This is a genomic window from Leuconostoc kimchii IMSNU 11154, from assembly GCF_000092505.1.
Classification (GTDB): Bacteria; Bacillota; Bacilli; order Lactobacillales; family Lactobacillaceae; genus Leuconostoc; species Leuconostoc kimchii.
This window is the reverse complement of sequence record NC_014136.1, coordinates 1,103,643-1,127,500: the sequence shown is the minus strand read 5'-3', so window position 1 is coordinate 1,127,500 and position 23,858 is coordinate 1,103,643. Positions and strand designations below refer to the sequence as shown.

31 protein-coding genes and 1 rRNA gene (1 of these 32 only partly in view) are annotated in these 23,858 nt (G+C 38.3%); 1 reads left to right on the top strand and 31 read right to left on the bottom strand.

Going from position 1 to position 23,858, the window contains the following annotated elements; all coding sequences use genetic code 11:
- The 6 genes from LKI_RS06105 to gmk form a co-directional block, all read right to left on the bottom strand.
- Positions 1-1,081: ribosomal RNA gene (locus LKI_RS06105) — 16S ribosomal RNA — on the bottom strand (it extends 469 nt beyond the left edge of the window).
- Between the two features lie 363 nt (positions 1,082-1,444).
- Positions 1,445-1,813, bottom strand: coding sequence for a hypothetical protein (locus LKI_RS06100; RefSeq protein WP_013103299.1), 369 nt, complete (start codon positions 1,811-1,813; stop codon positions 1,445-1,447).
- 10 nt (positions 1,814-1,823) lie between these two features.
- Positions 1,824-2,201: a CvfD/Ygs/GSP13 family RNA-binding post-transcriptional regulator gene (locus tag LKI_RS06095; RefSeq protein ID WP_013103298.1), complete on the bottom strand. Its 378-nt coding sequence runs from the start codon at positions 2,199-2,201 to the stop codon at positions 1,824-1,826.
- A gap of 40 nt (positions 2,202-2,241) precedes the next feature.
- Positions 2,242-2,751 (bottom strand): peptidylprolyl isomerase, encoded by a 510-nt coding sequence (locus tag LKI_RS06090; RefSeq protein ID WP_013103297.1) that lies wholly within the window; start codon positions 2,749-2,751, stop codon positions 2,242-2,244.
- Between the two features lie 87 nt (positions 2,752-2,838).
- A complete protein-coding gene (rpoZ, locus tag LKI_RS06085; protein ID WP_013103296.1) occupies positions 2,839-3,051 on the bottom strand; it encodes a DNA-directed RNA polymerase subunit omega in 213 nt (70 codons plus the stop codon).
- Positions 3,052-3,062: 11 nt separating this feature from the next.
- Complete coding sequence (gmk, locus tag LKI_RS06080) at positions 3,063-3,659, bottom strand: guanylate kinase (protein WP_013103295.1); 597 nt, start codon at positions 3,657-3,659, stop codon at positions 3,063-3,065.
- 257 nt (positions 3,660-3,916) lie between these two features.
- Here gmk and LKI_RS06075 point away from each other — a divergent pair, with 257 nt between their 5' ends.
- Positions 3,917-4,234 carry a hypothetical protein gene (locus LKI_RS06075; protein WP_013103294.1) on the top strand — a complete coding sequence of 106 codons (318 nt, stop codon included), beginning with the start codon at positions 3,917-3,919 and terminating at the stop codon, positions 4,232-4,234.
- Positions 4,235-4,293: 59 nt separating this feature from the next.
- On the opposite strand, the gene LKI_RS06070 is transcribed toward LKI_RS06075, so the two are convergent.
- From LKI_RS06070 to LKI_RS05950, 25 genes are all read right to left on the bottom strand, one after another.
- Positions 4,294-5,367, bottom strand: coding sequence for a hypothetical protein (locus tag LKI_RS06070; RefSeq protein WP_013103293.1), 1,074 nt, complete (start codon positions 5,365-5,367; stop codon positions 4,294-4,296).
- Between the two features lie 49 nt (positions 5,368-5,416).
- Positions 5,417-5,767 carry a hypothetical protein gene (locus LKI_RS06065; protein WP_013103292.1) on the bottom strand — a complete coding sequence of 117 codons (351 nt, stop codon included), beginning with the start codon at positions 5,765-5,767 and terminating at the stop codon, positions 5,417-5,419.
- A 145-nt stretch (positions 5,768-5,912) separates the two neighbouring features.
- Positions 5,913-6,503, bottom strand: a complete 591-nt coding sequence (locus tag LKI_RS06060) for a hypothetical protein (protein WP_013103291.1) — start codon at positions 6,501-6,503, stop codon at positions 5,913-5,915.
- Entirely contained in the window at positions 6,503-6,916 is a 414-nt protein-coding gene (locus tag LKI_RS06055; RefSeq protein ID WP_013103290.1) for a DUF948 domain-containing protein, read from the bottom strand. The genes LKI_RS06060 and LKI_RS06055 overlap by 1 nt, the downstream gene beginning before the upstream one ends.
- A gap of 121 nt (positions 6,917-7,037) precedes the next feature.
- On the bottom strand, positions 7,038-8,594 hold the full coding sequence (rny, locus tag LKI_RS06050) for a ribonuclease Y (protein ID WP_013103289.1): 1,557 nt from the start codon (positions 8,592-8,594) through the stop codon (positions 7,038-7,040).
- Positions 8,595-8,693: 99 nt separating this feature from the next.
- Positions 8,694-9,158 carry an SsrA-binding protein SmpB gene (gene smpB, locus LKI_RS06045; RefSeq protein WP_013103288.1) on the bottom strand — a complete coding sequence of 155 codons (465 nt, stop codon included), beginning with the start codon at positions 9,156-9,158 and terminating at the stop codon, positions 8,694-8,696.
- Between the two features lie 46 nt (positions 9,159-9,204).
- Positions 9,205-11,529, bottom strand: a complete 2,325-nt coding sequence (rnr, locus tag LKI_RS06040) for a ribonuclease R (protein ID WP_013103287.1) — start codon at positions 11,527-11,529, stop codon at positions 9,205-9,207.
- A 73-nt stretch (positions 11,530-11,602) separates the two neighbouring features.
- Positions 11,603-11,839 (bottom strand): preprotein translocase subunit SecG, encoded by a 237-nt coding sequence (secG, locus tag LKI_RS06035; RefSeq protein ID WP_278183705.1) that lies wholly within the window; start codon positions 11,837-11,839, stop codon positions 11,603-11,605.
- 93 nt (positions 11,840-11,932) lie between these two features.
- Complete coding sequence (locus tag LKI_RS06030) at positions 11,933-12,706, bottom strand: TrmH family RNA methyltransferase (protein ID WP_013103285.1); 774 nt, start codon at positions 12,704-12,706, stop codon at positions 11,933-11,935.
- 70 nt (positions 12,707-12,776) lie between these two features.
- Complete coding sequence (yidC, locus tag LKI_RS06025) at positions 12,777-13,697, bottom strand: membrane protein insertase YidC (protein WP_013103284.1); 921 nt, start codon at positions 13,695-13,697, stop codon at positions 12,777-12,779.
- 52 nt (positions 13,698-13,749) lie between these two features.
- Positions 13,750-14,022 carry an acylphosphatase gene (locus LKI_RS06020; RefSeq protein WP_013103283.1) on the bottom strand — a complete coding sequence of 91 codons (273 nt, stop codon included), beginning with the start codon at positions 14,020-14,022 and terminating at the stop codon, positions 13,750-13,752.
- Positions 14,000-15,106 carry a sensor histidine kinase gene (locus LKI_RS06015; protein WP_013103282.1) on the bottom strand — a complete coding sequence of 369 codons (1,107 nt, stop codon included), beginning with the start codon at positions 15,104-15,106 and terminating at the stop codon, positions 14,000-14,002. Before LKI_RS06015 ends, LKI_RS06020 begins: the two co-directional genes overlap by 23 nt.
- 9 nt (positions 15,107-15,115) lie before the next feature.
- On the bottom strand, positions 15,116-15,805 hold the full coding sequence (locus LKI_RS06010; protein ID WP_013103281.1) for a response regulator transcription factor: 690 nt from the start codon (positions 15,803-15,805) through the stop codon (positions 15,116-15,118).
- Between the two features lie 95 nt (positions 15,806-15,900).
- Complete coding sequence (locus LKI_RS06005) at positions 15,901-16,446, bottom strand: DUF177 domain-containing protein (protein ID WP_013103280.1); 546 nt, start codon at positions 16,444-16,446, stop codon at positions 15,901-15,903.
- Positions 16,447-16,469: 23 nt separating this feature from the next.
- The gene (locus tag LKI_RS06000; RefSeq protein WP_013103279.1) at positions 16,470-17,678 is read right to left on the bottom strand and encodes a nucleotidyltransferase; all 1,209 of its coding nucleotides are present in this window, start codon (positions 17,676-17,678) and stop codon (positions 16,470-16,472) included.
- The gene (locus tag LKI_RS05995; RefSeq protein WP_013103278.1) at positions 17,675-18,433 is read right to left on the bottom strand and encodes a class I SAM-dependent DNA methyltransferase; all 759 of its coding nucleotides are present in this window, start codon (positions 18,431-18,433) and stop codon (positions 17,675-17,677) included. Before LKI_RS05995 ends, LKI_RS06000 begins: the two co-directional genes overlap by 4 nt.
- A gap of 46 nt (positions 18,434-18,479) precedes the next feature.
- On the bottom strand, positions 18,480-18,851 hold the full coding sequence (rsfS, locus tag LKI_RS05990) for a ribosome silencing factor (protein WP_013103277.1): 372 nt from the start codon (positions 18,849-18,851) through the stop codon (positions 18,480-18,482).
- Between the two features lie 36 nt (positions 18,852-18,887).
- A complete protein-coding gene (yqeK, locus tag LKI_RS05985) occupies positions 18,888-19,469 on the bottom strand; it encodes a bis(5'-nucleosyl)-tetraphosphatase (symmetrical) YqeK (RefSeq protein ID WP_013103276.1) in 582 nt (193 codons plus the stop codon).
- Positions 19,462-20,100, bottom strand: a complete 639-nt coding sequence (locus tag LKI_RS05980) for a nicotinate-nucleotide adenylyltransferase (protein WP_013103275.1) — start codon at positions 20,098-20,100, stop codon at positions 19,462-19,464. The genes yqeK and LKI_RS05980 overlap by 8 nt, the downstream gene beginning before the upstream one ends.
- Positions 20,101-20,118: 18 nt before the next feature.
- Positions 20,119-20,433 (bottom strand): YhbY family RNA-binding protein, encoded by a 315-nt coding sequence (locus LKI_RS05975; protein WP_013103274.1) that lies wholly within the window; start codon positions 20,431-20,433, stop codon positions 20,119-20,121.
- Complete coding sequence (gene yqeH / locus LKI_RS05970; protein WP_013103273.1) at positions 20,433-21,575, bottom strand: ribosome biogenesis GTPase YqeH; 1,143 nt, start codon at positions 21,573-21,575, stop codon at positions 20,433-20,435. The genes LKI_RS05975 and yqeH overlap by 1 nt, the downstream gene beginning before the upstream one ends.
- Positions 21,565-22,101, bottom strand: coding sequence for a YqeG family HAD IIIA-type phosphatase (locus tag LKI_RS05965; RefSeq protein WP_013103272.1), 537 nt, complete (start codon positions 22,099-22,101; stop codon positions 21,565-21,567). Before LKI_RS05965 ends, yqeH begins: the two co-directional genes overlap by 11 nt.
- A gap of 199 nt (positions 22,102-22,300) precedes the next feature.
- The gene (locus tag LKI_RS05960) at positions 22,301-22,501 is read right to left on the bottom strand and encodes a hypothetical protein (protein ID WP_013103271.1); all 201 of its coding nucleotides are present in this window, start codon (positions 22,499-22,501) and stop codon (positions 22,301-22,303) included.
- Between the two features lie 258 nt (positions 22,502-22,759).
- Entirely contained in the window at positions 22,760-22,954 is a 195-nt protein-coding gene (locus tag LKI_RS11125; RefSeq protein WP_013103269.1) for a helix-turn-helix domain-containing protein, read from the bottom strand.
- Between the two features lie 192 nt (positions 22,955-23,146).
- Positions 23,147-23,827 carry an aggregation-promoting factor C-terminal-like domain-containing protein gene (locus LKI_RS05950; protein WP_013103268.1) on the bottom strand — a complete coding sequence of 227 codons (681 nt, stop codon included), beginning with the start codon at positions 23,825-23,827 and terminating at the stop codon, positions 23,147-23,149.
- Between the last annotated feature and the right edge of the window lie 31 nt (positions 23,828-23,858).

Here is a 23,858-nt window from a genome sequence, read left to right as displayed (position 1 = left end):
CGAGCTGACGACGACCATGCACCACCTGTCACTTTGTCTCCGAAGAGAACACTTCTATCTCTAAAAGCTTCAAAGGATGTCAAGACCTGGTAAGGTTCTTCGCGTTGCTTCGAATTAAACCACATGCTCCACCGCTTGTGCGGGTCCCCGTCAATTCCTTTGAGTTTCAACCTTGCGGTCGTACTCCCCAGGCGGAACACTTAATGCGTTAGCTTCGGCACTAAGAGGCGGAAACCTCCTAACACCTAGTGTTCATCGTTTACGGTGTGGACTACCAGGGTATCTAATCCTGTTTGCTACCCACACTTTCGAGCCTCAACGTCAGTTACAGTCCAGTAAGCCGCCTTCGCCGCTGGTGTTCTTCCATATATCTACGCATTCCACCGCTACACATGGAGTTCCACTTACCTCTACTGCACTCAAGTTGTCCAGTTTCCAATGCCTTTCCGGAGTTGAGCTCCGGGCTTTCACATCAGACTTAAACAACCGTCTGCGCTCGCTTTACGCCCAATAAATCCGGATAACGCTCGGGACATACGTATTACCGCGGCTGCTGGCACGTATTTAGCCGTCCCTTTCTGGTATGGTACCGTCACACTAAAATCATTCCCTATTCTAGCTGTTCTTCCCATACAACAGTGCTTTACGACCCGAAAGCCTTCATCACACACGCGGCGTTGCTCCATCAGGCTTGCGCCCATTGTGGAAGATTCCCTACTGCAGCCTCCCGTAGGAGTTTGGGCCGTGTCTCAGTCCCAATGTGGCCGATCAGTCTCTCAACTCGGCTATGCATCATTGTCTTGGTGAGCCTTTACCTCACCAACTAACTAATGCACCGCGGATCCATCTCTAGGTGACGCCGTAGCGCCTTTTAACTTTATATCATGCGATACTAAGTTTTATTCGGTATTAGCATCTGTTTCCAAATGTTATCCCCAGCCTTGAGGCAGGTTATCCACGTGTTACTCACCCGTTCGCCACTCGCTTGAAAGGTGCAAGCACCTCTCGCTGCGCGTTCGACTTGCATGTATTAGGCACGCCGCCAGCGTTCATCCTGAGCCAGGATCAAACTCTCAATTTAAATGAATTTAAATTCATTGTTTGAAGATGTACTCTTCGATTAAACTGACTAATTGCTATATCTCTATAACGACTATCCGTTTATTGTTTGTTACGAATTGACTTCGCAAATTTGTTTCTGTTACTCTCGTAACAGCGACAGATTCGTTTGTTCAAAGTTTTGTTCAGTTTTCAATGTGCTACTTGTTGTCGCTGAGACAACTATATTATCTTACCACGCTCAACTCGCTTTGTCAACTACTTCTTTTAACTCTTTCTCAGAACTTTTCGTTTCATTGTTGACTCAAGTCCGTGCGTATCAGACAACTATTAATACTATACGCGCTTTTCAAAATAAGTCAACACTTTTTTGAATTTTTTTCAATTATTCTTCAAAGCTCACAAATTCCGTTGTTTGTAATGTTTCTAATAGACCATGAAGTTTGTTAGCAGGTACAAACTCTAACTGATTGTTCACAGCTTCTTCAATTGTTTTCATATCTGGCACATCAAACGAATACATAGACATTAACGTGCCCTCATAGTTAACACTAGTTAATTCACCTAAACGCCATTGATCAAAGTTCACAGGACCCAATTTTTTAAATTCACGTAACACGGCGCCTAACGAGGTATCATGATTATGACGATGCATTTTAGCGGTAAAAAAATGGTATCCTTGTGCATCATGTTTCACTAAAAAATAAGGTAAATCACCCTTTAACGAAATAGCAGTTGCTGCAATTAATGACATGTTTACTCCTTTATTTTCCAATACGTTTTAGCGCTTCACTAACCCACTCATCACGACGCGCGGCAATCGGGCTGAATCCATAATCAAGGTGATTATTTGTCCAAAAGTATTTTCTTAAATTTAAATTTTTAGGTAACTTCTTTGCTAACGGCATGTTATCTTGACGCAAAGATAAACTGATTTTACCAGTATATTGTTCAATATCTAAAACAGTCACCTTAACTTTTTTCCCAACACACAACTCGTTTTTTAAATCTTGCACAATACCAGACTTACATTCTGAGATATGAATCAAGCCTTGTGTATGATCATTTAGTACTACAAATGCACCATAAGGTTGAATACCTGTAATTCTTCCTTCTAATTCTTGACCGATGTGATATGTCATAATTAATTCCTCACTCTTATTATAACAAAAAAGCAGACCTTTAGTCTGCAATTTCAATCGTATGGACTTCAACATTTTGACGTGGTTTATCAGACATGTCAACACTAACTTTAGCAATTTTATCAACAATGTCTAATCCTTCAATCACTTGTCCAAATACCGTATGTTTACCATTTAACCATGGTGTCTCTTCAGCTTGTACAATAAAGAACTGCGACCCATTAGTATGAGGGCCAGCGTTCGCCATAGACAATGCGCCACGAATATTCAGTAATTTATCTGAAAATTCATCTTCAAAGCTACCTCCCCATATACTTTGACCGCCCATACCTGTCCCTTCAGGATCACCACCCTGTATCATAAAATCACGAATAACGCGATGAAAAATGCCATTATCATAGTAACCATTTTTAGCATGTGTCGTAAAATTTTCAACCGTCTTTGGCGCAATATCGGCAAATAGCTTAACCTTAATGTCACCTTGGTTTGTTTTAAACGTTGCTACTGGTCCATTATATGCTGAAGCATTCTGCTGTGGGTAATCTGTCATTACTATACTCCTTTTAAATCGTCCTGTTTTAATCAATAGAAAAACACCCTTCTATTATTGGTGTTTTAAATCGTATGTGTCATTCAATTATACTTGGTCTTCAATTTCTGGGTCGATGACAACGTCACCATTTTCTATTTCTTCAAGTGCACGTCCAACTGACTTGTTAGAGTTGAAGTTTTCCCTTGTTGCTGGTAAGCCAGCATCTAACTCACGGGCTCGCTTTGCTCCTAAAGCAATTAGCTTGTATCGTGAATCAACCTTTTCTAGTAATTTATCAACTGATGGATAAAGTAACATCGCTATTGTCCTTATAGTGTTTTTTCAAAAACACGTGTAACACGTAAACGTTCAGCTGTAATAATTGCTTTAATACGATCCACTGCGTAGACAACACGATCATTTTCAACTGCATAATCATAATTAATCATCTGCTTTAATTCGTCACGTGCAGCTGTCACACGCTTTTCGATAATTTCTTGTGAATCCGTGCCACGGCCAATTAATCTTTCGCGTAGGTTCGTCAAATTTGGTGGTGTCAAAAAAATATAAACCCCTTCAGGCATTTTTGACTTTACTTGTAATGCGCCTTGCACATCAATTTCAAGAAATACATCTCGACCACTCGCTAAAGTCTCATCAATAAAACTTTTTGGCGTACCATAATAATTATTAACATACTGCGCATATTCTAACATGTCACCATTTGAAATCTTTTCTTCAAATGCCTCATGCGAAACAAAGAAATAATCCTCACCGTCTACTTCGCCAACACGTGGTTGACGAGTCGTAGCTGAGATTGAGTATTGAAAGTCGATACCCTCTTCTTCAAAAATAGCTTTGCGTACTGTACCCTTCCCAACTCCTGAAGGGCCAGACAGCACAATCAGTAAACCCCGCTGTGTCATCACTTTTCCTCTTTATGTACTAATGATAATATTATACCCACTTTCATGATAAGATTCAATGGTGATTTAATGACTAAGTGATATTGAATGCTTGTTCCCCTAGAATAAAAGTAGCGAACAAAAGAGATATAAACTGATTTAACAGTTATTTCTGACGGAATAAATAATCAAGAATTGGTAAAGGATTTTCTTAATATTTGCTTTTTCAAACATTTGTTCGTATGATATAAATAACGAATGACTCAAGGAGTATCCTGATGCAAAATTACCTCACACACCATCCAATGGACTCATATATGCACTATGTCGTCACTTTCCTAAACAGGTTTACAGTGCCCAAAAGACATGTGCCTTTAAAGCAACAACTCTCAGCAGATGACTTGATCGCACGATTAGAAATTGCCTTAAATACTAACTCGCCAGTTACAATTCAGCTTAATAATTCCTTGTTGAGTGAGGATGTTACCAATATTTCAGGTTATGTTTATCAAAACAACAACGGTGAAATTTTGGTACAATCTCCCAAAACACATTCAATGACAGTCGTACTACCTGGTATGATTAGACATTTATAATATAAATAGCGTATCAAACATCTTGTACAACCCAAGGCATGTTTGATACGCTATTTCATTTATGCCAGCTTGCTTATTTTTTCTAAATCAAGTTGTGACAATAGATGATTTAAAGCAACGATGTCTATGTAGCGGTCAATGTTAGCTGTCCCTTTGAGAATATCTCCTAACCCTTTTAAAGCACCCTTCTGACTCAAAAACGTCAAATAAGATTTTACCTCGCCACCAATACCATCTAGACTATCCCATGATGGTTCCCAATAATCAAGTAAATGTGCCATGGCGAAGTGATTTAATGTACCAGCATCCCATGAATCATGCGTAACATGATATGTCTCTGCAATTCCCTTATGAAAAGCAGATAGCATATTGATAACATTGTCACTAACTACCCCTTTAACTGACGCATTTTTAAATTGATGCAAATATGTGTCCGAAATTAACATCTCTTGATCTAAAATTTCAGGTTTCAACTCAACTGATTGCACCACGTCAGTGTTTTCGGTTAGTGCCTTAATTTTGATCTTAGTGCCTCGAAATGTTTCTTCAATAATGGATAAATTAAAATCATCGTCTTGTTCATTTTCTAACAAAAATTTAAATTGTAATTCATCGATAGCGTTAGAGTTTTTCATTAACTCAGCAACATCTTTACCTTGCCACTTAAAGAAGTTAATCGCTAATACTGTACGTACAATCATACGCCAGAAGTTAATATCAAAATTGGAAGTTTGGACAACAAAACGCGCGTTGACATTTCCTTCTTTTAAAAGAAATTGTTGCATATCATACAACACAGGTATTAATAACACAAAATATCGCCAATCACGGTCATCACTATTAACCAACGTTGCTTGCATCACCTCATTTAATTTTACTGTAGCGCGTTCATTGCTTGTAAATTGCGTAAAGTTATGGTTAACCATCATCGCAATAACATCATCTAAGAAAAACGAGGCCACTTCAAACGTTTCCTGACTATACTTATCAATATGCGTAAGGTAAAAGCGCGCCCGTAAGAATCCAGCGAAATCATTATAGCTAAATTCCGGCAACTTATGCTTTGAAATTAGCTTTTGTTTTCGCTGAACCTGTCTCATTTTTTTTATTTGGGCTGATTTTCCTTGCTTCATTATTCTAACTGCAATGCATCATTATGCACGCTTCCTCTCTTAATAATTATTAAATACTTAAATCTAAACTATACTTACCATTACCAAATTCACGTAATTTGAACTGAAAAACCTGTTCTCCACGTACTAAATTACTTGTCTTAATACTAGCTTGCTGTGTACCCTCTAGTTCAGCAATTTCAATAGATCTGTTCACAGTAGACATAACTGGTGCAAACTCTTTGATATCTGCTGCAACATAAAACAATTCTGCATTGCCATATGTTGCTGATTTACGTACTAAATTAACAGAAACTTTATATCGATTCGCATCAAAAATAATGTGATTAAAATTAAAATCGTGTGCATAGTGAAACAATGATGATAAAAACGCTGTTGCGTCAAATTTTTCTTTAGCCATGTTTTTAAAGCGTAAAATAATGAGATACTATGGGCGTCCCTTGGTCATTATTAAACACCTCTCCTTTTAGTTAATTATTGTCAGTCATTCTATAACATAAAAAAACAGATACTGATAGCACTTTAGTACCTGCATGATCAATTTATTAAAGTGTTTCTTTGGTTTCATCAATTGTTGCTGTAACGTCGTCGACAGTTTGATCAACTTTTTTTGATGTTACCTCTTTTGTTTTGTCGATAGCATTGGCCACTGTTTCAGTTGCATCTTCAGCGTCTTCTACTGCTTCTTCAGAAAGATCCTTTAAAGCTTCTTCTAATGTCAATTCATCTTGCGTTAATTCAATATCTTCGTTATTGAACTTTTCGCGCAAATCATCTAAGGACTCATGTGCCTTATCAACATACGTCGTTGCAAAATCTTTTGCCTTATCAACGTAAGGCGAAGCTTGACTTGCGATATTTTTCACCTGATCAGTAGCCAAATCAATATGTTCCCCATATTTTTCTTGGCTTTTGACTTTCAAATCAGATGCTTTGTCTTTTGCTTTCTCTGTTACATCTCCAGCGATATCAGCAGCTGAATAAGCTACATCATAAGCTTTATCACGTAACAATTCACCAGTTTCACTAGCCTTTGCCTTTAACTCATTTTGTTTTTCTTTGGGTAACGCCTTAAACGCTGCAATAGCTGCCGCTCCTGCCAACATACCTGCTAAAAATCCTTTTACCTTTGACATCACTTAGTCTCCTTTTTAGATGATTTTCTAGTCTTATACTTATGCATGGCCGTTTTTGCCGCTTGTCTTGCAACTGCAGTCGCTACGCCACTCGCGCCAAAACTTGTTGCTGCCTTAGCAGTTGAAAACTTATTAGTCACATTTTGAACGGATGCGTTGAGTTGTGAAACAGTCACTGACAAATCAGCAACAGCTTGCACTGTCGGATCCAAAACCTTAACTTTTCCATTAACATCATTTAACAATGTATTGGCATTTCCCAAGATTTCATTACTAGAACGAGCAATACTATCAACATCCGTTGTGATAATATCCAGGGAACGTGTCAGTCTGAGTAAAAATATGCCTATAAATAATACTAAAAGCAAAAAAGCTACAGCAAAAATAATTAATGCCAATTGTCCTGGTGCCATAAACGCCTCCTTTTTATAATCATATCTATAATTATATAATATATTGTTTTATATGAAAAAAGCCCTAGCATCATATAACCTAATTATAACAAAAAAGCTACTCAATGAGTAACTTTTATAATCAATGTGCATAATCAGTGGCACGTGTTTCACGTATAACTGTCACCTTAACATGACCAGGATATTCAAGTTTTTCTTCTATATCTGACTTAATATCATGCGCAAGCACTGTAGCTTGTAGGTCTGTTAACTTTGTTGGTTCAACAATCACACGTACCTCACGACCTGCTTGAATAGCATATGTTGCGTCTACACCATCATAATGATTAGCAATTGCTTCCAAGTCTTTCAAACGCTGAACATAATTTTCAAGTGATTCACTGCGAGCACCAGGCCTTGCAGCACTGATGGCATCCGCAGCTGTTACCAATTCTGAAATTGGTGAAATTGATTCAACATCACCGTGATGTGATGCAATTGCATTGATAACGATTGGCTTTTCATTAAACTTTTCAGCTAATCGTACGCCTAGCTCCACATGAGAGCCTTCAACTTCAGCATCAACTGCCTTACCGATATCATGTATTAATCCGGCGCGCTTCGCAAGCGCGACATCCATTTTAAGCTCTGCTGCCATCATTCCCGCAAGTTTTGCGACCTCGATTGAATGTTGCAGCACATTTTGCCCATATGACGTTCTATAATTCATACGGCCAATCATTTTGATTAAGTCAGGATGAAGACCGCGCAATCCCAATTCAAAGACGGCCGCTTCACCCTTTACTCGTATTGTTTCGTCAATCTGTCGACGTGCCTTCTCAACCATCTCTTCAATACGAGAAGGATTGATACGACCGTCTGCTACTAAAGCGTCCAATGCCATTTTAGCAATCTCACGTCGAATAGGATCAAACCCGCTCAAAACAACCGATTCAGGCGTATCATCAATAATTAGATCAATACCTGTTAACGATTCCAATGTACGGATATTACGACCTTCACGACCAATAATACGCCCCTTCATGTCTTCACTTGGTAAGTGCACGACAGATACCGTGATATCTGCTACAGCATCAGCCGCGGAACGTTGAATTGCTTGCACGATGATATTACGCGCTCGTCGTTCTGCTTCGCTCGTCGCGTCTTCTTCTGCCTCTTTAACTAGGGCTGCACGTTGTCGTACCAAACTTTGCTTTGTTTTACTCAAAATCTGAGCTTTAGCGTCATTAGGTGTCAACTGCGCGATTTCTTCAAGTTTATCCTTTTGAGACGTTACCAAATCATCTGCTACTAGCTGTTTTTGACTAGCATCATCTAACCTAATTTGTACTTGGTTCTCTTTTTGAATTAGCTGTGCATCACGCTGATTCAAGGCCGCGTCTTTTTTATCGAGGTTCAAGACACGGTCTTCAAGCCGTTGTTTTTGTTGTTGCAGCTGTGACTGACGATCCTTAAAATCCATATCCACTTGATTACGATAATCTTGCGACATTTCTTTAGCATCCGTCTTTGCTGCACGTGTTAAACTTTTAGCTTCTTTGTTTGCTTGTTCAAGAATGTTAGCTGCAATTTCCTTTGTCGTGGTAATTTGTTTTTTGTCATATGACAGACGAACAAAATATCCAACAATGAGGCCAATTACAATTGCGAAGAGCACCGAAATGATTGTCACTACCATGAGCTTCTTTCCTTTCAGCTTGTGAAATTTACTTACTTCACATATATTAAGTATATCTATAAACAACGATAACGTCAAACAAAAAAAGCCGTTTGGCTTTTAATTTTTTAAACGTCTTCGTAACTCGCGTTCTTGATCACGTCGTTTAATATCCTCGCGTTTATCGTATTTCTTTTTACCACGCCCGATACCAATTAACACTTTTGCAAAGCCGTGTTTTAAATAAACCTTTAGCGGCACAATAGTGACACCTGCCTCCGAAGCAGCTTTACTAAGTGTCGCAATTTCATGCTTATGCAATAATAGTTGCCGGGAGCGTATTGGGTCAACATTAAACTGGTTGCCTTGTTCATAGGATGCAATATTAACGTTTGTTAACATTGCATTACCATCATGAATTGTAACAAAGCCATCCCCAATAGTTATTTGCCCACTACGTACAGATTTAATTTCTGTTCCAGTTAAAGAAAGTCCGGCTTCAAACGTCTCTGCAATTGCATAATTAAATCGCGCTTTGCGATTCTGTGCAAGATACTTATCTGTATTTTGTTTTTTCTTGGCCATAAGCTCTTAGCCTCCATCAGCATGTTACAACATATCAGATTCGAAATTAAAAGTTACGTTTTGAATCGCGCTTTTGTCCTTGTTTGGCATCTAAAGGTCCTCGTTTTTGTCTTGGACCCTCTGATTTGCCTCGTCTTTCGTTCTTTCGACGCTCATCTCTATTACGCCCAGTCCCAAACTTACCATGTGATTTTGTAGCTACTCGAATTTCCGTTGTTGGTGCATTTTCTATGTCAATTAACATGAAGTCAACTGTACGTTCGTCTTTATTAACGCGCAAAACTTTCACACGAACTTTTTGTCCAATTTGGAAAATACGGTGCTTTGATCGACCAATTAATGCAGCATGTGCCTCATCGTATTCGTAATGATCATCTGTTAAGTTTGAAATATGAACCAATCCTTCAACTGTGTTTTCCAAACTAATAAACAACCCAAATTTCAATGCTGAATTAATTACCCCATTAAACTCAAGACCAACTTTGTCCATCATGTATTCAGCTTTCTTCAAAGCATCTACATCACGTTCTGTATCGATAGCTCGACGTTCACGCGTGCTTGTATCAACACCAATTTGTCCCAATTTATCAGCGTATTTCTCTTGTGCATCGATACCATAACCATGTTTTTCGTACCACTTAATTAAACGATGAACTGTTAAGTCAGGATAACGACGAATAGGTGACGTAAAATGTGTGTAGTATTTTGCGCCCAAACCAAAGTGGCCCACTGGGTCTGGTGAATACTTGGCTTGTTTCATGGCGCGAAGCATCATTGTAGAAATCATTTGTTCAGTGGGATCACCCGCTACATCAGCCATTAACTTTTGTAACATTAATGGTGTTACTTTACTAGGATCACCATAGACCGGATGACCCAATGCCTTTGAAAATTCAAAGAAAGATTTTGCTCGTTCTTCATCAGGAGATTCATGAATACGATACAAAAATGGTACTGCCATTTTATCAAAATGTTCAGCAACCGTTTCATTGGCTGTTAACATAAAGGATTCAATCAAGCGTTCAGCAGTTCCACGTTCACGTAATTTAATATCGATTGCCTTTCCTTGTTCATCCACAATAATTTGTGCTTCTGGTGCATCGAATTCGATAGCACCCCGAGCTTGACGCTTTTTATACAAAATTTCGTGTAATTCGCCCATAACTTTGAACATTGGTGTTAACTGTGCATATTCTTCTTGAACGAAAACATCACCCTCTAAAATTTTGTTAACTGCATCATAGGTCATACGTGCGTGAGATTTCATGACTGAAGTATGTAGTCGATGATTCACCACTTGCCCTTGTTTATCAATTTCCATTTCTGCAGACATGGCTAAGCGCACAACATTCGGGTTTAATGACGCAATACCATTGGAAATATTACGTGGTAGCATTGGAATAACACGGTCTGTCAAATAAACAGACGTGCCACGCGTGTAAGCTTCGGCATCAATAGTCGAACCCTCAGTAACATAATGTGATACATCCGCAATATGGACACCTAAATGATAATTTCCATTATCTAACTTCCAAACAACTACCGCATCATCAATATCTTTTGTGTCAGAGCCATCAATAGTAACCAGTGTCTGTTCAGTAATATCTTCTCGACCTGCCCAATCTGACTCAGGCACATCAACTGAAATGTTTGCTGCGTCATCTAACACATCCTGCGGGAATTCACTTGGTACTTTTTTTGAACGTACAATTTGAAGTATATCCATGCCTGGATCATCTTTGTACCCTAATGTCTCCACTACGTTGGCAACCAATTCACGTGGATGTATTTTATCAGGGAAGCGTGTGACTTCTGCTACAACGACTTGCCCATCATTAGGTGTCAGGCCATTCGAATTCACCAAAACCTTGAAACTCATAGCTTTTTTGTCACTGATTTTTAATTCACCAATCATCTCATTAGCTTCAGAACCTAATGAAAAAGTACCAACAATACGTTCATAAGCATGCTCAATAATTTCTTCTACTTTCCCCTCAGGCCCACGATCTGGTGATGGTGCCGGTTTCAAAGTTGAAACACGGACTTTATCCCCCTGCATGGCTTGTAACGTATTTTCGGGATTGATAAAAAAATCAGGTAATTCGGTGTCATACTTAACAAACCCGAATCCTTTATCGTTCGCCCTATACTCACCTAACACAAATCCTGCATTAACATTATAAGTGTATTCCCCATTGTCGTCTAGAGCATCACCTTGGCGCACTAATGCATTCATTGCATTAACAATTTGTTGATATTCAGCTGCCGAATTCATTCGTAACCCGTCAGCCATATTTTGTGCCGTAAACTTTTGTTCACGATTAGCTTTCAAAAAGCCGTTAATTTGAGATTTTAATTGTTCAATTTCCATTTAATTATTCTTTCTAATTTTTTCCAAATAAAAAGTCAGTCTACAAAAAGAGCAAACTGACCACTATAGTTTTTTAATGTGCTGATAGGTACATCAATGCAAAGCCAATAATAAACCACAAGCCTCCAAGAATGGCGGTTGCACGACGCATAACAGCTTCAAATCCGCGTGACTTACGCTCAGCAAACAAGTCACCAGCACCACCAGACAACGCTGATAACGCATCTTGTTGCTTGCTTGGTTGCATCATGACTGTCACAATGAGCAAAATACCCACGACAATCAAAGCAACAATAAGTATCTGTTCCACAGTCATATCCTCTACTTTAAATCTTTAATACTTATTATAGCAAATAAACAGCTTGCCTGCACAAAAATATTTATCTACCACATAGCTAAGCTATTAATTACCCGCAGCTAAGCTAAACATTAAAATACCACCCGCAATAGCAACATTCAAACTTTCAGCTTGCCCTTGAATGGGAATATACAAATTTGTAGTTGTTTTTTCAGCTAACTCGTTTGACATACCTTGTCCTTCATTACCCACAATTAAAGCGAATTGTGTGCTTGGCTCAATAGCACGGTATGATTGTGCCGACTCATTTAACTGTGAACCGTAAACTGACAAATTATTAGCAGTGAGCGCATCAGCCCATTCATTTAAATCACCATTCAATACTTCTAAATGAAATTGTGATCCCTGCATGGCACGTACAACTTTTGGTGAGTAAGCATCAGCCGTTCCTTCACCAAAAACAACTCCCTTAAATCCAGCAGCATCAGCTGTTCGTACTAAAGTTCCGACATTGCCAGGATCTTGTATGTTATCCAATAATAACCAAGCCCCATCATGTACATACGTTGGATCAAATGTTTTGTCTGGCAAAGAAATTTCCGCAAATATACCTTGTGGTGTATTTGTTCCAGCAATATGTTTAGCTACTTCATCACTGATTTCAAACGCTGGTACACCATGAGGAACGTCTGGCAAATGCGTTGCCATTTGTTCTTCGGTAGCCATCACTGCATGAAATTTAGCACTTGCTTTAATTGCTTCCTCAACTAAATGCCAACCATCCAATAAGTAAGTTCGATTTTCTTGACGTCCTTTTTTTGTTGCCAGTTTTTTCCAGGCCTTAACACGACTATTTTGATTTGATAAAATACGATCCATAGTTTAAATTCTTTCTGTTCCTTACCAGAACTGACAAAAGTACGTCAAATATTTTGACGTACTTAAACAATTAACGTTGTTGCTTTCCAGCATTACGTTGTTTCTTATTTGATATATTTTCAGTGATAATTTTATTTTGCTCAATCGGCGTTGATGATTTAGCATTATTACTAGTCTTGGCACCTTCAGACATCAAATCATCTGCAGTTTTTTTAATTTTAAACTCTCGAGCCACGCGCTTTTCAAGACCTGGTCTCTGAAAATGTTGTATTAACGTTTGCAACAAAGCAAACAGGCCACCAATAACAAAATAAAGTCCAATGGCCCCGCTTGCAATCATGGCAAAAACAAAAATCATGACAGGACTAATAAAAATCATCGCAGCTGACGTCTTCTTTTGCTCCTCAGGCATATGCTGCATTGCAAGCCAAGCTTGTATCAAATAAACAATCCCAGCTGCAACCGCAAATATTATTTGTGGCTTACCAAGATCAAATCCTAAAAATGTTGCGCCTTGTAAGGCTGGCGCATGCAAAATGGCTGAATATAGTCCTGAGAAAATCGGTAACTGCATCGCCATTGTCAGAAATGATATACCGCCAATAACGCTCACATCATTTTCACGATACAATGACATCATAGCCATACTTGCCTGCTGTTGTTCTTGAGTTGTGCCGGCTTTTCGCGTTAAAGCTTGCAACTTATCAATTTCTGGCTTTAATGTTTGCATTTTGATTTGGTTGATTGTTGTATTAATCTGTTGATTTAAAAAGAATGGCAGCAATACAAGCCGCAAAATAACCGTGATAATAATAATTGCCCAACCAATACCGTTGACACCACCAATAAATTGAGCAATACTAGCCATAATATCAGCTAAAGGATGTCCAATCCAACGATACATGCGACTGTGTTGATCATATCCACCGGTAATCAAGATAATATCTAAAATGACAAAAGCCGTTGTTAAAATACGCTTTACTTGTTTCATGAGTTTATTTTTTTCTCCTGGTTATTACAGAGTTCCATTATACCAAGATTTCTTACCTAATAGCAAAATTATTCGAATCAAACGATGCAATCGGCTGTTTAACAATTTTTTCAACATGACTGTATGGGCCAGGACCTCGTTTTACTTTTTCAAGAAAATTAATCATATCAACCGCATCACCTTGTATTTTCATGTCAACTGTGCCGTCATTTTCATTTTGAACCCAACCGACAATATGGCATTCCTGTGCCAAGTTTTGAGCAAACCAGCGGAAACCAACACCTTGGACACGCCCGTACACTTTAATCTGATAACTTTTCTGCATCTGTTTTCTCTTTATATAAAGGTAACCTAATTGTAAATGCTGATCCAGATCCTAATGCACTCTCGAGGGTAATTTCACCACCGTAGGCTTCCACCAAACGTTGGGCAATGCTCAACCCTAAACCATTACCACCCTTAGCGCGTGATCGCGCCTTATCAACGCGATAAAACCGATCGAATACACGCTGCGCGTCCTCGCTTGACAGACCTTCGCCAAAGTCTTGTACCCCTATTTCAACGCGATTAGGTGTTTGTGATAGTGCAAAATGAATTTCTCGACGTTCTAATGAGTACTTCACCGCATTATCAGCAAGAATAATTAAAATTTGTTCCATGTGATCTTGACGCACTTTAACATTCGCATGATTACTCAAATCATCGTCAAAAGTAAAAATAAATTCTGGATGAATTAACTTGAAGTTATCAAACACACGGTGTACTAAACCACCTATCTCAGTCACTTCTTGTATATTTTCTATCGGAATCTGTTCTGCTCGTGTTAAATTAAGCATCTCATTAATCAGAGTTTCCATTCGCTGCATCTCGACTAACGATGACTTAATTGAATCATCTAAAACCTCTGGTTCGTCTTTACCCCACCTATTAAGGAGGTCCATATGTCCCTTCACAATGGTTACTGGTGTTCGTAATTCATGAGAAACGTCCGACACAAATTGTTGCTGCGCACCAATCAGATTTTGTAGACGGTCAATCATGCGATTCAAAACAGTTGTTAAATCAGAAAATTCGTCGTTTGCATGTATCTTCTTAGCACGCACACTTGTCATAGGGTCATCTTGTAGGGCTTCAATAGTTGTTTCGATCGACTTAACTGGCCTTAGAATATAGCGTGTCAAGATAAATGAAAATACAAAAACAGCACTACCACCCAAAAAAGCGGTCAACCACAGCCACTGATATAACACATTAGGTATTTCACCAAAATACTGTTTAATCAATTCAGATATAATCACTTCAAAAATAATAAAGATAACAAAAAAGCCAGATGCCATCCCCAATGAAAGCTTCCAGCTCAGTGAAAAACGGTGTGCTGATTTTTCAGTTTTGTTAGTTTCTTTAGACATAATCTCTCATTAGCTACGCATAACGTATCCAGTACCACGAACTGTTTGGATATATGATGCCTTACTTTCTGGATCATCAATTTTATTACGCAAGTAACGAATATAAACATCAACAACATTGGTTTCAACTTCTGAATCGAAGCCCCAAACCTCTTTTAATAGTTGTTCACGTGACTGAACAACATTAATATTTTCAACCAATGTCAATAGCAGGTCATATTCGCGTTTTGTGAGGTTAATAATTTGATTGTCACGACGAGCAATACGATTTTCTTTCTCGATTCGCAAATCTTTGAAATTAATAATCGCACGATGCTTATCATTTGACTCAGTCTCAATTGCAATACGACGGAGTAGTGAACGAATACGCGCTAGTAGTTCTTCGATCGCAAATGGCTTAACCAAGTAATCATCTGCGCCATAGTCTAGACCAGAAATACGATCAATAACTGAATCTCGTGCCGTCATCATAATGATGGGTGTCTTTTTAGACTCACGTAAGCGGCGAGCCACTTCTAAACCATTTAATTCAGGTAACATTAAATCAAGCAAAATAACATCATAGTTATTTGCTAACGCTGCATCTAATCCTGCACGACCATCCAAAACAGTTTCAACTTCATAACCCTCATGTTTTAGTTCCAGTCCAACAAATTTAGCTAAATTTTCTTCATCTTCAACAATCAATACTTTACTCATTATTTATCCTCAATATTTGAATTGGTATTACCAATTATATTTCTTATCACTTCTCTATATTCTAGAGTAATCTCTAACATTTTGCAAGTATTTTCTCATTTTTTGAAAAAATCATCTAATTTAGCCATTCTAGAATCTAAGTCAATTTTATCAGCCTTTTTTTTCTCATTTTCAAAGGCTTGTTCACTGATAACATGCCAATCTTTTCCAGAAGGTAATTGATCGCTTTCAACTTCTTCTGGTGTTAAAATTTGTAATGGTAATTCAGCAATCACATTATCAAGAATAGCTTCATCAACATTTAATGTATCATTTTCTAATACAAAAACCGGATCAGTTTCTTCAAAATCCACTAATCGTTTGTCATCTTCAATATAACGTTCGTCAAAATTTAAGTCAATTTCTCGAATAACTGGTGCCAATGATCGTGAAGAAGGTACTGTGATCTGCCCTGTTACTTTCGCTTTCAGTAAAATATCCTCATTCTCGTCATAGCATATACTACCTATCACGTGTAGGTTTGATAAAGCTAGAACGGTTGTGGGGAATCTTTCTTTAGCCAATGTCTCCAAATCTAATGTCGTATCGATTTTTAGTGCATTTTGTCGATACTTTTGAAGTTGATTTTTGTTATATTTCATCTTTTCTCCCTAGTATATGTCGATTAATCACCTAGTATTATCTCACGATTAACACTAAGTTTGGTACTTTTAACACTAATTGGTTTACGCGTTACATCTTGCTGCTCCGATTGATTTGCTAGCATTTGCCACAACTTACCAGCCTTGTAGTCCAAACGCAGATTAGCTTTAGCTAAGTTTTGGTCAACTTTACTGATTAAAGGTAATGACACTGTTTTTTTAATTTCATTTAGGTACTTTTGCCCAGCATCTGTAAACCCTAAAACTCTTAGATACGGATCTTGCATGGCAGCTTGCATTTGATCAACTTTCACGTTAAGTAGGGTATAAAATAATGTGCGTTGCATACGGGCAAATGTATACCGCTTTGATTTAATAGCTTTTATAAAACTCTGATAACTTTTCGGACCAGGCTCACCTAATGCTATAGCTGCCAGGCGATGTTCTAAACCTTCTGCCATTTGATAAATTTGCCCCAATTGACCAACAGTATCTGTCGTCAAACGATATTTTAGTAATGGCCAAAATTTCTCTTCGAAGTTGATCGTATGGCTACCGTCAGTAATAGCTTGCAAAGTGACGGATGGCACAACATCTTGAATTTTTTCCAATTTGCCTTTATGTAATGCCAGTCGAATAGATGAGGCTGATGCTATTGTTTGCCCAACCAAAAATGTTTGATCATGATAACCTGCTGCCAGACGTTGAATAGGGTGTAACCTTATATCTACGCCTAGCTTGATCACTGCCTTAGCGTAACTAAATGCTAAAATATCATTAGGATCTGTTAATTTAAAACCAGTTTTCGTTTCTAACTCTGCTGCATAGGCGCTCGCAAAGGTTTGATTTTTGTCCTGTACATCACGACCCTGTTCAATACTAGGCGCTTGACTAGCTAATTCCAAAAAATCAACATGAGCATGTTCACTACCAAACACCATATCACTCACACCTAATGCTGACAATAATTTAACCGCGCCTTCAGCAAACAAATGACTGGGTTGGACTGCAAAAAAAGTTGGTAGTTCTACAACTAAATCAACGCCATTTTCTAATGCCGCTTTAGCACGTGTCCACTTATCAAATAATGCTGGTTCGCCACGTTGCACAAAATTTCCTGACATAACAACGACCACCACATCCGCCCCAGTTAATTTTTTTGCCTCCTGTATATGATATATATGTCCATTATGAAACGGATTATATTCTGTTACTAAACCAACTGCTTTCATGATTTCACCGCCTTAAAAAACCAGCGTTGCGTTGTGTCATTAACTGTTTGCTTACCAAAATCAGCTGACACACTAATATTTTTGAAACCAGCTCTTTCAAGTTCATGTTGATAATTGGCCAATGAATAGGTTTGTTCATGGTGAATTTCACGTAAAATTTTAAACCCATCTATTTTTTCATCATAAACAAAGAATTTCAAGTCATGATCGACACTATTGGCCGTTTCACCAGGGTAACTTGTCCACATAAAAATGTTGTCTTCATCATCATCGTTATTATAATAATAATTATCGTACAATACATTGACTTGATACGGCGTGATGACATCAAATAGAAATTGTCCACCTGCTTCAAGATGATCAAAGACTTGCTCAAGTGTTGCTCTAAAATCAACAAGATTAGGTAAATAATTTAATGCATCTGCAAAACTAATAATTGTCGCATATTCTGCTTGCCAATCGGACCATTCTCGCATGTCAGCTTGAATCAAACTAACATCAACGCCAGCATCAAAAGCATGTTTCTGCGCTAAAGATAGCATTTCAGAAGATAGATCTAAAATATCAACTTGATAATGTTGTTGAGCTAATAATACAGCCAATCTTCCAGCACCACCACCAAGATCCAGCACACGCCCTGCTTGTGTATTGTCTACAACGAAGTTTGCCCAATCTTGGTACAAATCGTCATTAAATAAGTTATCGTATTTTTCAGCAAATGTTGAATAATTTTCTTTTATATTTTTGTTAGCCATATTATTATTTTAACAGAAAAAGAGATGGGCAACAGCTCATCTCTTATTAATCTGTTACAAGCAACCTCGTTAAATCTAAGTAAGGCGCATCATGCCACAAGCGCTCTAGATTATAAAAGTCACGCTGCTCGGTTGAAAAAATGTGCACAATCACATCGCCTAAGTCGATCAAAACCCAATCAGCTTTTTGGAAACCTTCAATTAATTTCACTTGTCCACCTGCTGCTAATACTTTATCTTTGACCTCTGTTACAATGGCCTGTACTTGACGGTTAGACGCCGCATCAGCAATCACAAAATAGTCAGCCATCAAGCTTACTTGACGCATATCGAGTGCAACAATATGATTAGCTTTTTTGCTATCTACTGCTTTTATAGCTGTTTCTAGTACTTCTTTTACATTTAATGCTGTTGTCAAGAGGTTTTCCTTTTCTTTCCAATTCAATTCTTATACTTACGCATGTTGGAGCCAATAATTATATGTTGTAATACTTTTGGGATAAATAACTGTTTCTTTTTGAACTAATCGTAAAACAGTGTGCACAATTTGGTACCTGACACCTGCAGCAAGCGATTGTTCCGTGACTTGACGTGCGGTCTCAACACCTGGAAATGTGCGGCCCATTTCTAAATAATCAGCCATAAACAGCACTTGGGATAGTAGCGTCATTTCAGACCCTGCACCCGTCGTATGTTCTCGAACTGCATTGAGAATATCTCTATCGTCAATTCCCAGCTCATCATGAATGATTTCTGCTCCGACAACACCATGCCAAATATAATTCCCCCATTTCGCCAAATCAGGATCCAAATGTTTGTCTTGAATGACAGCTAAAAATTCTTCATCCGTTCGCTCTTTGGCGTAATCATGTACCAATGCTGCAACTTCGGCCTGCTCAATATCCACGTTATTCTCACTAGCGAGTTGCTTCGCGTAATCGCGAACACGTAAACTATGTTGATAACGATAAGTCGACATTTTTTTTGCCACGCGTTGCTCTAATTCTTCAATACTACCATCAAAATATTTAGTCATATAATCCTCGATACAAATTATATTCTGCTATAAAGCCTGCTTCACGGTCAGGTACTAAGTAATTAACACTTTGATTCAGTCTTATTTTTGTTCTGATGTCTGATGACGTAATACGAATATCAGGGACATCACACCATAACATAGGGTAATCCGAGTGTTTTTCTTGAGTGCCATGAACACCAGCCACGAAGGTGACCAAACGCGTTAATTCTTCGATATGATCCCATGTGGGTAGTTTTTCAACTTTTTCGCCACCAATAATAAAGTAATAGTCATTTTCGGGATGTGTTTCAACAAGTTCACGCATCGTCTGATATGTATATGATTTACCACCATTTCGTACCTCAATCAACTCAATATCAAAAAATGGATTCCCAGCAATAGCACTTTTAACAAGTTGTAACCGATAAGCCGGTTCAATAGCGCTAGCATGCGTGCCATCAATCGGTTGCGCATTTGGCATCCAAAGGACCTTTTCTAACCCGAGTTGCTTACCAACTGATTCTGCTAAGACTAATTGCCCGACATGTGGAGGGTTAAAGGTACCACCAAAAATGCCAATTCGCTTTTTAACAGGATTTGACTGTAATTGAGATTGTCCTTGAGTTAATTTTGTATACACACCATTCATTGATATAACCGCCTTAAATTAAATTTTAGCTAATTCAACTGAGATTTTTTTATACTTATCTTCTTGAGCCGGTAAAAACAATACTAATGTACGTCCAATAATTTGTGCAACTGTGATATCAGAATGCGATTGAATAAATGACGCAACATCCTTTGCTGATTCATCTGTACTTTGTTGTAAACTAATTTTAACTAATTCGCGTTTTGATATTGCTAACACAAGCTCGTCAACCCAAACTTGCGTTAAACCATTTTTACCAACAGAAAAAATGGGCGATAGTGTATTTGCTTGCGAACGCAAAAAGCGCTTTTGCTTACCTGTAAGTTGTAACATTAAATCATTGCCTTTCGAATGAGGACAGAAACGCCCTTTGGTGCCCAGCCAGCGACTTTAACGCCAGCGGGAATAGAAATCCAACCTAGTCCTGCAAATACAATATCACTGTCTTCAGTAATACTAAATTCGTGTTTAACGAGATCAGTTGTTGTCCCATGTGGAGAAGGAGCCAGTAACCCACCAGCATGTTTGTCATAAAAATCATCCGCACCCAGTAATTTTGTGCGATGTAAATTTAAATTATTTTCAAAATAAGCTGTCACAGCCGTACGTTGACCAAGTTCAAAATCAAAACGTGCCAAACCACCAATAAAAATAGTTTGTTCTGAGTTCAACTGATACGTACGTGGTTTGATCTCATTTTTGGGTAACGCAAATTTTAAGTCCTTATCGGCTAAAACATGCGCCATTTGATCACGCTTAATAATTCCTGGCGTATCTATCAGTTTTTTCCCATCAGCAAGCGGTATTTCAATGCGATCTAAAGTTGTTCCGGGGAAACGAGATGTTGTAATCAAATCTTGAACGCCTGTGCCTGCTTTGATAATTTGATTAATCAAAGTTGACTTACCAACATTGGTTACGCCAACAACATACACATCTCTTCCTTCGCGGAAATAATCTATTGTATCTAATAAATTATCGAGATTTTGCGGACGTTGTGCAGAAGTCAAAAAGATATCAATCGGCTTAATTCCCTGCATTTTTAACTCAGCTTGTAACCAGTTTTTCAAGCGATTTTTGTTGAGTAGTTTAGGCAATAAATCTACCTTATTCGCCACAACTAAAATAGGATTATCTTGACCGACAAAGCGCGGTAAGCCCGAAATTTCTGATCCGGTCACATCAAAAATATCAATAACATACACGATTAAAGCTCGCGTATCTGAAATTTGGTGTAGTAGCTTAGCAAAATCTGCGTCAGTCAATTCGACCGGTTGAATTTCATTATAGTGTCGCAGTCTAAAGCAACGTTTACAAAATAATTCTTCGCTATCAATTGCCTTTTTTAACGCGGACATCGGTAAAAAGCCCGCTTTTTCAGGGTCGCTGACTTGCATCAATGCACCGCAACCAATACAGCGTAAACCCTCATCTAATTGTTCTTGGACATATGCGTCCGTTATTTCAGTTGTCACGTAATGATTTCTCCCATTTTAATTGTGGATGTGCTTTGAAGACGATCTTTTTAATGTGTTTTTCAATGCTGCGATTCAACCATGTTTGCCACATATCTGATTCAATTAAACGTTGTACTAACACACTACGTACACCTGCACCATGCGCTGCCCAAACATCCGTCAGCATTTGATCGCCGACCATGATAACCTCTGCTCTGTTTAGATGTTGTGTACGTAGCACATGCAAAATACCCCGTGGTAGAGGTTTCAGTGACCACGAGACAAATTCAACGCCGAGAGGCTTGACGGCTTTAGCAACACGTTTAGTTGTGTTGTTAGATACCACAATCACCTCAATGTTCCCATCTCGCAAATCTGACAACCATTTTTGTAGTTCTGGTGTGCCCTCAGGATTATTCCATGCAAGCAATGTATTGTCTAAGTCTGCTAACACTGCCTTAATGCCGTGCGCTTTTAAATCTTCAACTGTTAAATCATATATTCGTTCAACCATATAGGTTGGCGTAAACTGCTCTAAGCGCATTGATACCATCATCCAATTTTATTATTCTATCTTATTATACACTACAATGAGGTCTTTTTTAAAACCAGTATGATTTAAAAAGACCTCATTGCAAAAATTTATATAAAAAACACCCTGTCAATTGTGATGTGAACCCCAATAGTTGGACAAAATAGAATTAATTAACTAACAGACTCAGTGGTGAGTTGCCGATATCGAATCAGCGACAGACCATTGCCTTTTTGTTTGATGGCGTTTGATAATGAAAACCTTGATCATGTAACAAAATTGTCACCCGACGATAACCATATTCCGTTTGAAATTGTGGTGATTTGATTTGGCGGATGACTACTGCTAGTTTATCATCTGATGACGTACTGATTGGATGTGTTTCTAAATAATAATACGTACTCCGTTTCAAGTGAATCAGCGTCAATAGATCATTTAATTTGAATAATTTAGTCCGCCTTAGTGCAGTGACGACCGTTTGTTTTTCTCGGTTCGTTGATCCACTAAGGCTTTTAATTTTTTGTACGCGTTGCCTACCACAGTAACACAGCATTCTCCATCTTGAGCTGATAGTTTTCTTGTTTCAAGTCAGCGAGTTCTTGTTGTTCTGGTGTAAGTGGCTGAATGCGTTTGCGTCCCATAGTTGTTTGCCGGCCTTTCGGTTTAGGTTTTAACCCATTGCCGTGCCTACTTGGTACCCGAATTTTCGATACATTCTCAACCAATTAGCGCTTGTTGTACTAGGAAAGACCGCAAAATAGCGTGCCGCCTCTGATTGTGAGTGTGTTTCAAGATAGCTCAACACGGTCATTTTAAAATCTGGTGAATAGGTTTTCTGGTTTTGAAAACCAATGGAACCAGCCATTAGTTGACGACCATTAATTTAAATTCATTTGAATATTTAGTCATAGAAAAACCCAATAACTTTCTGGACAGATTCTCTATTCTGTCCAAGTTATTGGGTTCACATCACAATTGGAATTGACAGGGTGCCTTTTAAAATTATGATTGCTTATAATTTAGTATCGTATACGATTACGATTCAAAATAACTGGTATTAATACCAGTTATTTTGTTGCCAATGTGTAATGGCATGATCCACTGAGCCATAACGTTCAGAAATATATTGCTGCATAGCGTCCAATTGAACATTATAACTATTACGATAATCTTGACCTGGGACATATTTTTCATAATAAGCTTCGGACAGTTGACCAATACCATAATAATCACCGTTACGAGCCTGCGTATCACCATGACTCTCATGAGTAATTAACCAATTAATATCTGATGTTGGTGCTGCCACTGATTGACTTTGTGCTTTCGTTGCAACGGCTGCATCATCTGTAACAACATTTGCACTAGATACAGATGCCGCCGTCACTGCGACCTGAGTATCTTCATTTTTTTCTGAAATTTGATTCATTGACAAACGATCTGTAGACGCTTTTTCCACATCGCTTGGTTTTAATTTTTCAGACGTCGATTGTATCGGCTGCGTAATTGACTTATCTACCGATATTTTAAGATTTGTCAAATTGGAGACTGCGGCTTGCTGTTCTAGCGATTCAATGTTTGATAACGATTGAACTGCTGCATCAGCTGCCTGGATATTAACTTTCTCACTCAATGCCGCCGCGTCCGTTGATTGGTTAGCGGCGCCAAATTGAACTCCCAATAGTGATAAGATCACTGCAGAAACAGTAATATTTGTAATTATTATTCTCTTTAACATCATAAAAACTATTGTCCATGATTTATATTACACT

Coding starts and splice junctions, on each gene's coding strand:
- LKI_RS06100 (WP_013103299.1), bottom strand. CDS start 1,813: ATGTCATTAATTGCAGCAACTGCTATTTCGTTAAAGGGTGATTTACCT.
- LKI_RS06095 (WP_013103298.1), bottom strand. CDS start 2,201: ATGACATATCACATCGGTCAAGAATTAGAAGGAAGAATTACAGGTATT.
- LKI_RS06090 (WP_013103297.1), bottom strand. CDS start 2,751: ATGACAGATTACCCACAGCAGAATGCTTCAGCATATAATGGACCAGTA.
- rpoZ (WP_013103296.1), bottom strand. CDS start 3,051: ATGTTACTTTATCCATCAGTTGATAAATTACTAGAAAAGGTTGATTCA.
- gmk (WP_013103295.1), bottom strand. CDS start 3,659: ATGACACAGCGGGGTTTACTGATTGTGCTGTCTGGCCCTTCAGGAGTT.
- LKI_RS06075 (WP_013103294.1), top strand. CDS start 3,917: ATGCAAAATTACCTCACACACCATCCAATGGACTCATATATGCACTAT.
- LKI_RS06070 (WP_013103293.1), bottom strand. CDS start 5,367: ATGAAGCAAGGAAAATCAGCCCAAATAAAAAAAATGAGACAGGTTCAG.
- LKI_RS06065 (WP_013103292.1), bottom strand. CDS start 5,767: ATGGCTAAAGAAAAATTTGACGCAACAGCGTTTTTATCATCATTGTTT.
- LKI_RS06060 (WP_013103291.1), bottom strand. CDS start 6,503: ATGTCAAAGGTAAAAGGATTTTTAGCAGGTATGTTGGCAGGAGCGGCA.
- LKI_RS06055 (WP_013103290.1), bottom strand. CDS start 6,916: ATGGCACCAGGACAATTGGCATTAATTATTTTTGCTGTAGCTTTTTTG.
- rny (WP_013103289.1), bottom strand. CDS start 8,594: ATGGTAGTGACAATCATTTCGGTGCTCTTCGCAATTGTAATTGGCCTC.
- smpB (WP_013103288.1), bottom strand. CDS start 9,158: ATGGCCAAGAAAAAACAAAATACAGATAAGTATCTTGCACAGAATCGC.
- rnr (WP_013103287.1), bottom strand. CDS start 11,529: ATGGAAATTGAACAATTAAAATCTCAAATTAACGGCTTTTTGAAAGCT.
- LKI_RS06030 (WP_013103285.1), bottom strand. CDS start 12,706: ATGGATCGTATTTTATCAAATCAAAATAGTCGTGTTAAGGCCTGGAAA.
- yidC (WP_013103284.1), bottom strand. CDS start 13,697: ATGAAACAAGTAAAGCGTATTTTAACAACGGCTTTTGTCATTTTAGAT.
- LKI_RS06020 (WP_013103283.1), bottom strand. CDS start 14,022: ATGCAGAAAAGTTATCAGATTAAAGTGTACGGGCGTGTCCAAGGTGTT.
- LKI_RS06015 (WP_013103282.1), bottom strand. CDS start 15,106: ATGTCTAAAGAAACTAACAAAACTGAAAAATCAGCACACCGTTTTTCA.
- LKI_RS06010 (WP_013103281.1), bottom strand. CDS start 15,805: ATGAGTAAAGTATTGATTGTTGAAGATGAAGAAAATTTAGCTAAATTT.
- LKI_RS06005 (WP_013103280.1), bottom strand. CDS start 16,446: ATGAAATATAACAAAAATCAACTTCAAAAGTATCGACAAAATGCACTA.
- LKI_RS06000 (WP_013103279.1), bottom strand. CDS start 17,678: ATGAAAGCAGTTGGTTTAGTAACAGAATATAATCCGTTTCATAATGGA.
- LKI_RS05995 (WP_013103278.1), bottom strand. CDS start 18,433: ATGGCTAACAAAAATATAAAAGAAAATTATTCAACATTTGCTGAAAAA.
- yqeK (WP_013103276.1), bottom strand. CDS start 19,469: ATGACTAAATATTTTGATGGTAGTATTGAAGAATTAGAGCAACGCGTG.
- LKI_RS05980 (WP_013103275.1), bottom strand. CDS start 20,100: ATGAATGGTGTGTATACAAAATTAACTCAAGGACAATCTCAATTACAG.
- LKI_RS05975 (WP_013103274.1), bottom strand. CDS start 20,433: ATGTTACAACTTACAGGTAAGCAAAAGCGCTTTTTGCGTTCGCAAGCA.
- LKI_RS05965 (WP_013103272.1), bottom strand. CDS start 22,101: ATGCGCTTAGAGCAGTTTACGCCAACCTATATGGTTGAACGAATATAT.
- LKI_RS11125 (WP_013103269.1), bottom strand. CDS start 22,954: ATGGCTGGTTCCATTGGTTTTCAAAACCAGAAAACCTATTCACCAGAT.
- LKI_RS05950 (WP_013103268.1), bottom strand. CDS start 23,827: ATGATGTTAAAGAGAATAATAATTACAAATATTACTGTTTCTGCAGTG.